The organism is Kitasatospora sp. NPDC041988 (assembly GCF_055588525.1).
In genome coordinates this window covers 556,118-565,512 of record NZ_JBVJCO010000001.1, presented here as the reverse complement: position 1 = coordinate 565,512, position 9,395 = coordinate 556,118, and the positions used below count along the sequence as shown (strand labels likewise).

The 9,395-nt window shown below is 73.7% G+C and carries 7 protein-coding genes; all 7 read left to right on the top strand.

The genetic code is table 11. The annotated features are described in order from the left end of the window. Nucleotides 1-1,147 precede the first annotated feature (1,147 nt). The 7 genes from ACZ6NC_RS02365 (at nucleotide 1,148) to ACZ6NC_RS02335 (ending at nucleotide 9,333) form a co-directional block, all read left to right on the top strand. Complete coding sequence (locus ACZ6NC_RS02365) at nucleotides 1,148-1,687, top strand: ArsR/SmtB family transcription factor (protein WP_465728073.1); 540 nt, start codon at nucleotides 1,148-1,150, stop codon at nucleotides 1,685-1,687. Next, entirely contained in the window at nucleotides 1,684-3,000 is a 1,317-nt protein-coding gene (locus tag ACZ6NC_RS02360; RefSeq protein WP_465728071.1) for an MFS transporter, read from the top strand. The genes ACZ6NC_RS02365 and ACZ6NC_RS02360 overlap by 4 nt, the downstream gene beginning before the upstream one ends. 316 nt (nucleotides 3,001-3,316) lie before the next feature. Further along, the gene (locus ACZ6NC_RS02355; RefSeq protein WP_465728313.1) at nucleotides 3,317-3,886 is read left to right on the top strand and encodes a TetR/AcrR family transcriptional regulator; all 570 of its coding nucleotides are present in this window, start codon (nucleotides 3,317-3,319) and stop codon (nucleotides 3,884-3,886) included. 68 nt (nucleotides 3,887-3,954) lie between these two features. Next, a complete protein-coding gene (locus ACZ6NC_RS02350) occupies nucleotides 3,955-5,130 on the top strand; it encodes a GDSL-type esterase/lipase family protein (protein ID WP_465728069.1) in 1,176 nt (391 codons plus the stop codon). Nucleotides 5,131-5,437: 307 nt separating this feature from the next. Continuing rightward, the gene (locus ACZ6NC_RS02345; RefSeq protein ID WP_465728067.1) at nucleotides 5,438-5,632 is read left to right on the top strand and encodes a hypothetical protein; all 195 of its coding nucleotides are present in this window, start codon (nucleotides 5,438-5,440) and stop codon (nucleotides 5,630-5,632) included. Nucleotides 5,633-5,857: 225 nt separating this feature from the next. After that, the gene (locus tag ACZ6NC_RS02340; RefSeq protein WP_465728065.1) at nucleotides 5,858-6,298 is read left to right on the top strand and encodes an Lrp/AsnC family transcriptional regulator; all 441 of its coding nucleotides are present in this window, start codon (nucleotides 5,858-5,860) and stop codon (nucleotides 6,296-6,298) included. 65 nt (nucleotides 6,299-6,363) lie between these two features. Further along, nucleotides 6,364-9,333, top strand: a complete 2,970-nt coding sequence (locus ACZ6NC_RS02335) for an aminotransferase (protein WP_465728063.1) — start codon at nucleotides 6,364-6,366, stop codon at nucleotides 9,331-9,333. Nucleotides 9,334-9,395 lie beyond the last annotated feature (62 nt).

Genomic DNA, 9,395 nt, shown 5'->3' with positions numbered 1-9,395 from the left:
CCCCGACGATCCCTACGCGCTAAACTCAGCAGTACGACCTCCCTCCCCCGCCCTCCCCCCCCCCCCCCCCCCCCCCCCCCCCCCCCCCCCCCCCCCCCCCCCCCCCCCCCCCCCCCCCCCCCCCCCCCCCCCCCCCCCCCCGCGTCCGGCCGAGCGGACGAGCGGACGAGCGGACGGACGAGAGGGCTCGTCCTCGAGTCCGGCAGGTGCGACAACGGCGCCGTCCTGCGCTTCACCCACGCCGAGGAGATCGAGCCGCTCGCCGCCCTCACGGGCCTCCCCGGCAGCACCGAGCCGGCCCGGCCCGGGCAGCCGTACTCCTACCGGAACAACCCGTGGCGCGGCGCCGAGGTGGTGCCGATGGCCGCGAACATCCAGTGGGACCTCTACGCCGGCACCGACCTCACCACCAAGCGCGGCGACGGCACTTCGGCCGCGTACCTGGTCCGTCCGCATGCTCTACAACGAGAAGGAAACCGCCTTCAAGCCCTCCTGTCGGCCCATCGCCGAGGGCGGCTACTTCTACGACCTCGCCGAGCTCGAGCGCTGCTTCGGCCGCACCTGACCGCGTCCCGCCTGCGCCGCCGTGGGCGGTGGGTCCTCCGGGCGGGGCGGGCCGGGCCTCATCGTGGGGGGCTGCTCGTGGCTGGAGAAAGTGACGCGTCCGCGGCCTGCGGGGCCGCGTCACCGCGCTCGGCGCCGGCGTCCTCGGCCCGCGCGCGGTCCGGCCGGACCGGCCAGGCGCCTGAGACCGGGGTCGGATCGGAGATGTCGAGCACAGGCCGAGTGTCCGACGGGTCGCCGCCGCGACGGCGACCGACCTCGCTGTCCGTCGCGGCGGGTCGTGATCAATCCCGCTGACCGCAGCCATGCGGCGTGAACCGAAGCGCAAGCCGATCACGGCCGCGCAGTGGCGGGACGGCCTCGCAGGGCGATCTTCAGAAAACCAAGGCGACCTCAAGCGGTCAGTGCATCACCGCTGTTCAGAAGGTCAGCGCAGACCTCCGTCGGCGTTCGGTACCCGTGGATCTCGCGAGGTCGGGACGGAGAGCGCAGGAGCGAAGGCCTCACGCGCTGGACAGCCGATTCCGGAAGCCCGAACAAAACGCCCTTGACTAATGGTCAAGAAGTGTTGACCATTAGGGGCATGCCTACCGATGATCTTCCCGAGACGCTCCACGTCACCACTGACGAGCAACTACGCGCCGTTTCCAATCTCACGCGTCACCGGATCATGGCCGTGCTCCGCTTCGAGCCCGCGACGATCACGCAGATCGCCGAGCGAGTGGGCCTTGCGAAGGGGAGTTCCAGCTACCACGTACGGCTGCTGGAGCGGGCCGGCCTGGTGAAGGTGGTACGAACGCGGAAGGTCCGGGGGGTCACCGAGCGGTACTACGCAATGGCCGCGCGGGCGATCGTGCTGCCGGATCCGGGCGAGGGAGGGCCGGATGTGCTGATGCGGCATGCGGTGGCGGACCTGGAGGCAGCGCCGGTGGATGGCGAGCGGCACGTGCGGATGGCGCATCTGCGGCTCACCGAGGAGCAGTTCGCGGAGCTGGGGGCGCGGCTGCAGGCACTGGCGGACGAGTACCGGGAGCTGTCCGATCCGTCGCTGCCGGACGCGTCACTCGTCTTCGCACTGTTCCACCCGGCAGCGCGCCAGCAGGCCGAAGGGGACGCCAAGTGACCTCAGACGTTCGGAAGTTGCCGACCGGGTTCGGACGGCTGTGGACCGCGCAGACGGTGTCCTCGCTCGGTGACGGGGTGACGCATGCCGCGCTGCCGCTGCTCGCGTTGACGTTGACGCGGGATCCGATGGCGCTCGCCGTCATCACGGCCGCCGGAACGCTGCCGTGGCTGCTCTTCGGGGTGCTCGGCGGTGCGCTGGTGGACCGCTGGGACCGCCGGCGCACGATGTGGGTCACGGACGCGGCACGTGCGGTGCTGCTCGCGATACCGGCGGCAGCGGCCGCGCTAGACGTGCTGAGCATTCCACTGCTCGCGGCCGTCGCCTTCCTGCTCGGCCTCGGCGGACTCTTCTTCGACACGGCCGCGACGGCCTATCTGCCGGATCTGCTCGGCCGCGACCCCGCGCTCCTGGAGCGCGCCAACTCTCGCCTGCGCGGCACCCAGACCGCCGCGTCCGGCTTCGCGGGGCCGCCCGCGGGCAGTGCCCTGCTCGCGCTCGGGCGGGCGGTTCCGATCCTCGCCGACGCGGTCTCGTTCGCGCTCTCCGCACTGCTCGTACGGTCGCTGCCTGCCGCACCCCGGCCCGTACCGCAGGCCCGTGAGTCGCTGCTGCGGCAGGCGCGGGCCGGCGCCTCGTACGTATTCCGGGATCAGTTGCTGCTCGGTCTCGCGCTTCGTCCGGCGGTCGGGAACATCGCCTTCCTCGCCGTGGAGACCGTACTCGCCCTCTTCGCACACGACCGTCTCGGCATCGGCACCTTCGGCTTCGGCCTGCTCCTCACGGCGGAGGCCACCGGCGGTCTGCTAGGCGCGGGCATCGCCTCCTTCCTCGGCCGACGACTCGGCACCGGCACCGCGCTGACCTGCACGGCCGCGGTCGAGGGACTCGCCATCCTGGGCCTTGCCGCAGCCCCGAACCCGTACGTCGCCGGCCTCGCACTCGCCGCCTGCGGAGCGGGCATGGGCGCCACGATGGTGCTCGGCCCCTCCCTCCGACAGGCGATCGTCCCCGCCCACCTGATGGGCCGGGTCGCCTCCACCTCCCGCATGCTCGCCATGTGCGCCGCCCCGTTCGGCGCCTTCCTCGGCGGCTGGCTGGCCACCACCTACGACGTACGCACCCCGCTCTACACCGCCGCCGGCCTCCTCCTCACCATGACCGCCGTCACCGCGACCATGACCAGCAACCGCCAGGTCGAGGCGGCGCTGCGTGCCGCCGCCCCGGCCGATGATCCGGATCACCCGGAATCCCGGGATCCCGTTCAGGAGGGTGCCATTTCGGGCTCCGCGAGGTCGTCGAGCCAGTGCTGAGCCCAGCTCGGCGTTCCCCGCCTCGGCCCGGAGCGTCGGGCGCCTGGCCTCCACAGGATGCAACGAGTGGCCCAGCGGGCCGGGTGGGCCGCCGTCAATCCTCGTCGTCCTCGACAGCCTCCGGGTCCCGGAAGGGGCGCAGGCCCTGACCGGGTCCGCGGGCCTTGATGTTGAACAGACAGCGGCCCAGATGTGCCGGTCCTTGAGCGGGGAGAGGCGGGCCACGTGCTCCGGGCCTGAAGAATAACAGCCGCATGATTTGCCTAAATGCCTTAGGCAAAGGCATGATCGGTGCAGGCAACGGAAGGGGCACATGATGGCCAGGGCAGGAGTGACCGCGGAACGGCTCACCCAGGCCGGCGCGGAGCTCGCCGACGAGGTCGGCTTCGCGCAGGTGACCGTGTCCGAGCTCGCCAGGCGGTTCGACGTCAAGGTCGCGAGCCTGTATTCGCACGTGAAGAGCTCCCACGACCTCAAGACCAGGATCGCCCTGTTCGCCCTGGAGGAGCTCGCCGACCGGGCCGCCGACGCCCTGGCCGGGCGCGCCGGCAAGGACGCCCTGGCCGCCTTCGCGGACGCCTACCGCAGCTACGCGCGGCAGCACCCCGGGCGCTACGCCGCCACGCAGTACCGGCTCGACCCCGGGACGGCCGCCGCGAGTGCCGGCGTCCGGCACGCGCAGATGACCCGGGCGATCCTGCGCGGCTACGACCTGACCGAGCCGGACCAGACCCACGCCGTCCGGATGCTGGGCGGCGTCTTCCACGGCTACGTCAGCCTGGAGCTGGGCGGGAGCTTCGGCCACACCGCCGTCGACCCGCAGGAGTCCTGGGACTGGATCGTCGACTCGCTCGACGCCATGCTGCGGGCCCGGGCCGCGCACTGAGCGGTCCCCTCCCCGATCCCGAACGACCCGGTCACCCCTGATCACCCCTGATCACCAGGCTGGAAGCAATGAGCACCGAGCACGACCTGATCACCACACCCGTCACCCCGGACCTGCTGCGCGGCCATCTCGACATCGAGCGCACCTCCCACGGACTGCTGCCGCACCGACTGCCCGCCCGGGCCCGCCGTCAGATCCCCGACGAGCAGCTCGCCATGGCCGAGGCGCAGCCCTCCGGCGTGCGGCTGGCATTCCGCACCCGGGCCACCGCGATCGGCCTGGAGACCCTGCCGACCAAACGGGCCTACCGGGGTGTTCCCGCGCCGGCATCCGGCGTCTACGACCTCCTGGTGGACGGTGACCTGGCCGCCCAGGCCGGAGTTTCCGGCGGCAACACCCGGGTGATCGACATGGCCACCGGCTCCGCCGAGCTGCACCCGGGCCCGCCCGGCACCGCGTGGTTCCGCGGCCTGCCCGCGCGCGACAAGACGGTCGAGATCTGGCTTCCGCACACGGAGATCACCGAGCTGATCGCCCTGCGCACCGACGCCCCCGTCACGCCCGCGCCGGACCGCGGGCGCAGGCTGTGGCTGCACCACGGCAGCTCGATCAGCCACGGCTCCAACGCGGACCACCCGACCGCCACCTGGCCCGCCCTCGCCGCCGCGCGGGGCGGCGTCGAACTGGTCAACCTCGGCTTCGGCGGCAGCGCCGTGCTGGACCCGTTCACCGCGCGTGCGATGCGCGACGCTCCCGCCGACCTGATCAGCCTCAAGATCGGCATCAACCTCGTCAACACCGATCTGATGCGCCTGCGCGCCTTCGGCCCGGCCGTCCACGGGTTCCTGGACACGATCCGCGAGGGTCATCCGCGCACGCCGCTCCTGGTCGTCTCCCCCGTCCTCTGCCCGGTCCAGGAGGACACCCCCGGCCCGCTCGCACCGGACTTCACGAGTGGCACGCTGAAGTTCCGGGCCACCGGCGACCCCGCCGAACGCGCGGCCGGGCGCCTGACGCTCGGTGTCATCCGCGACGAGCTCTCCCGCATCGTCGCCGGGCGCGCCACCGACGACCCGCACCTGCATCACCTTGACGGCCGCGCGCTCTACGGCCCGGCCGACTACGACGAGTTGCCGCTGCCCGACGAGATCCACCCCGACCCGGCAGGTCACCGCCGCATCGCCGAGAACTTCGGCCGCCTCGCCTTCGGCCCTGGCGGGCCCTTCGCGGGCGCGAACGCCTGACCGGACGCGGCGCGAGCGGCACCGTGGTGGCCATTCCCGACCCCGAGGCCTGATCGGCGCGTGAGGACCCGGCGGGCGCCGCCGGAGTGCTCCCGTACGCGGCTGCTGTGCTGCCCGTGGCGGCTGGTGTCATAGGTGCATCACCCTGGTCGACCGCGCACTCCTCGGCCGCCGGGCCGCCGACGGCCGCCCGCCGTGTGACCTCCTCCCCCGCCTCCCGGCACCGCGGACCGGCCACGGTCACTGACCGACACCCCCACCGGACCAGACGCCACGTCAGACAGCTCTCAGGAACGGGGACCTTCCCTTGACCGTCAGCGCCTCGGCGGCCTTCGCCATCATCATCCTCATCCGGCTGTCCCGCCGGACCGAGGCCCGCACCCGGGCCGACGAGAAGTTCACCGCACTCCTCTGCACCGTGTTCGGGGTCCTCATCGCCACCACACCGTGGGGCCAGGCCATCCTCCGCCTGGTCGGCGTGGTGACCCGGGCAACCCACTGAGGCCGGCCCGCCTCCCGTGGCGTGGTGACGGCGGCTCCCTCGGAAGCCTCCTGCCGACCGCCGGCTTCGTTCGGCGGCACAATCGATTCGAGCGTTAAGTGTTGCCTGGACGCGCGAATCGATCGTAGGGTCGAACGTGCCACCTCATCGCGGAGGATCATCCATGGGCCATCTGACCGCCGGACCGCCGGACCGTGACGACCTCGCCGTGCGGCGGTGAGCGGCATGGACGAGATCGACCGGGCGATTCTGCGCGAGCTCCAGGCCGACGGGCGGATCCCGTACGCGGACCTCGGGCCCAAGGTCGGGCTGTCGCCGTCGGCGGCACGGCAGCGGCTGCAGCGGCTGCTGGACGCCAAGGTGGTGCAGGTCGTCGGCGTCACCGACCCCATGGCGATGGGCGGGCAGGCGATGGCCCTGCTCGGGATCAAGGTGGACGGCGATCCGCGGGCGGTGGCCGACGCGCTCTCGCGGCACGAGGAGGTCGTCTACGCCGTCCTGACCTCAGGCTCCTTCGACCTGTTCACCGAGGTGGTCTGCCAGAGCCCGGCCGCGCTGCTGGCCTTCATCAACGACGTGGTGCGCCCGGTGGAGGGCGTGACCGTGGTCGACAACTTCCCCTACTTCGGGATCCACACCCACCGGTTCCTCTGGGACGTGGGCTGAGCCCGCCCACCGGCGCTCTTCTCGTTCCGCCCGCCCGAGCCCGCACCCCAGGACAAGGATCCCGCATGCCTCAGCACCAGCCCTCCGGCGTCGACTTCTTCGCCCGCAAGGCCCTGCCGGCCCCGCGGGTGTCCGGGGAGGAGGCACGGCGGATCGCCGCCGAGAGCTTCGGGCTCACCGTGCGGGCCGAGCCGCTCGGCAGCCAACAGGACACCAACTTCCTGCTGTACCAGGGTGACGACGCGCCGGCGGCCGTGCTCAAGATCGCCAATCCGGCGTTCGGCGCGGCCGAGATCGAGGCCCAGGACGCCGCCGCCGATCTGATCGCCGAGGCGCACCCCGGACTGCGGGTGGCGACCGTCCTGCGCGACCTCGCCGGTGCCCGGCGGGCGGCCACGGTCGGCACCGAGGACGGGCCGGTCACCGCGCGGCTGCTGCGCTACCTGCCGGGCGGTGCGCTCTCCGGCCCCCGCCACCTCTCCCCGCGGACGGTGGCGGCGATGGGCGCCATCGCCGGCCGGGTCGGCACGACCCTGCGCGACTTCCGCCACCCCGGGCTGGAGCGGGTGCTGCAGTGGGACCCTCAGCACGCCGACCGCGTCGTCGGCGGCCTGCTGCACCACGTGCCGGAGCCGGACCGCCGGGGCGCCGTCGAGGCCGCCGCGGCCGCGGCCTGGGCGGCGCTCGGCGAGTCGGCCGAGGCGCTGCCGCGGCAGGCGGTGCACCTGGACCTCACCGACGACAACCTGGTCCGCTCCCCGGGGGGCCGCTCCGGACTTCCCGACGGGATCATCGACTTCGGCGACCTGACCCACAGCTGGGCCGTCGGCGAGCTCGCCGTCTGCCTCTCCTCGGTGCTGCACCACGCCGGCGCGGAACCACACCATGTGCTGCCCGCCGTGCGTGCCTTCCACGGCGTGCGCCCGCTGTCCGCCGACGAGGTGGCCGCGCTGTGGCCGCTGGTCGTGCTGCGGGCCGCCACGCTCGTCGTCAGCGGCCGGCAGCAGGCCGCCGTCGACGGCGACAACGCCTACGTCACCGCCGCGCTCGACGCCGAGTGGCGGATCTTCGAGCAGGCCGTCTCGGTACCGTCCGCGGTGATGACGGGCCTGGTCGCCGACGCGCTGGGCCTGCCCCCGCGGCCGGCCCCCTCCCTGCCGGTCGGCCGGCCGCTGGTGCCGGGGCTCGCACCGGACGGGATCGCCGTGCTCGACCTGTCGACCGAGGCCGACGCGATGGACCACGGCGCCTGGCTGGAGGCGGGCGCCGAGGGCCGGCTGGCCTCGGACCTGCTGGCCCGGGGCAGCGCCGCGGTGGCCACCCGGTACGGCCGGCCGCGGCTGACCGCCGCCAGGACGCTGGCCGCCGACTCGCCCGCGACCGTCGCCACCGGGGTCGACCTCTGGCTCGGCGGGCCGGCCGGGCTGCAGGTGCCGCGCGACGGCGAGCTGCTCGCCGCCTCTCCCGGCCGGGCGACCCTCGGCTGCGGTCTCCACCTGCTCGACGTGGCGTGGAACGCCGACGTCGCCCCGAGGGCGCAGGCCGGCACGCCGCTGCGGGCCGGGGACCCACTGGCGGACCTGCCCGCCGGCACCCGTGTGCACCTCGCGCTGCGACGCCGGCAGAGCCCCGAGGTGCCGCCCCTGGTCCGCCCCGAGTACGCCGCCGGGTGGCTCGCGCTGACCGCCGACCCGGCAGCGCTGCTCGGCCTGCCCGCGGCCGCCCCCATCACGCCGCCCGCGGAGCTGCTCCACCGGCGCAGCGCCTCCTTCGCCACCGTGCAGGAGCACTACTACGACGCCCCGCCCCGGATCGAGCGCGGCTGGCGGCACCACCTGGTCTCCACGGACGGGCGGGTCTACCTCGACATCGTCAACAACGTCACGCCGCTCGGCCACGCGCACCCGCGCGTCGAGCAGGCGGTGGCCCGGCAGCTACGGCGGCTGAACACCAACTCCCGGTTCCACTACGCCGCGGTGGTGGAGTTCACCGAGCGGCTGGCCGCCCTCCTGCCGGACCCGCTCGACACCGTGTTCCTGGTCAACTCCGGCTCGGAGGCGGTCGACCTGGCCCTGCGGCTGGCCATCGGCGCCACCGGCCGGCACGACGTGGTCGCCCTGCGCGAGGCCTACCACGGCTGGACGTACGCGTCGGACGCCGTCTCCACCTCCGTCGCCGACAACCCCAACGCGCTCACCAGCCGCCCGGGCTGGGTGCACACCGTGGACTCGCCCAACCCGTACCGGGGGCGCCACCGCGGCGCCGACGCGGCGGCCTACGCCGAGGACGCCGTCCGCACCGTCGACGACCTCGCGGCGGCCGGCCGGGCACCGGGGGCCTTCGTCTCCGAGTCCTTCTACGGCAACGCCGGGGCCGTCGCCCTGCCCGACGGCTACCTCCGCCAGGTCTACGGCGCGGTGCGGCGCCACGGCGGGCTGGCGATCGCGGACGAGATCCAGGTCGGCTACGGCCGGCTCGGCAGCTGGTTCTGGGGCTTCGAGCAGCAGGGCGTGGTGCCGGACATCGTCACGGTGGCCAAGGCGATGGGCAACGGCCACCCGCTGGGCGCCGTCATCACCTCGCGGGCCGTCGCCGACGCCTACCGGGACCAGGGCTACTTCTTCTCCTCCACCGGCGGCAGCCCCGTCTCCAGCATCGCCGGCCTCACCGTCCTCGACACGCTGCGGGACGAGGACCTCCAGGGCAACGCCCTCCGGGTGGGCGGCCACCTGCGGGCCCGGCTCGAAGCGCTGACGGACCGCCACCCGGTGATCGGTGCCGTGCACGGCGCCGGCCTCTACCTGGGCGTCGAGCTGGTCCGCGACCGCGACACGCTCGAACCCGCGCCCGAGGAGACGGCCGAGCTCTGCGACCGGATGCTCGAACTCGGCGTGGTCGTCCAGCCCACCGGGGACCACCTCAACGTGCTCAAGATCAAGCCGCCGCTCTGCATCGACCGGGCCGCCGCCGACTTCTTCGCGGACATGCTCGACCGGGCGCTCACCGAGCTGACCCGCGGCCCGCGCGGGCACTGACCGGCCCCAGGGGCACTGACCGCCCTCGGGGCCGACCGCCACCTGCTGCCCGTCCGGGGCAC

Bases quoted from the DNA above. Each gene is read 5' to 3' on its own strand.
- ACZ6NC_RS02365 (WP_465728073.1), top strand. From the start codon at position 1,148: ATGCCTACCGATGATCTTCCCGAGACGCTCCACGTCACCACTGACGAG.
- ACZ6NC_RS02355 (WP_465728313.1), top strand. From the start codon at position 3,317: ATGGCCAGGGCAGGAGTGACCGCGGAACGGCTCACCCAGGCCGGCGCG.
- ACZ6NC_RS02350 (WP_465728069.1), top strand. From the start codon at position 3,955: ATGAGCACCGAGCACGACCTGATCACCACACCCGTCACCCCGGACCTG.
- ACZ6NC_RS02340 (WP_465728065.1), top strand. From the start codon at position 5,858: ATGGACGAGATCGACCGGGCGATTCTGCGCGAGCTCCAGGCCGACGGG.
- ACZ6NC_RS02335 (WP_465728063.1), top strand. From the start codon at position 6,364: ATGCCTCAGCACCAGCCCTCCGGCGTCGACTTCTTCGCCCGCAAGGCC.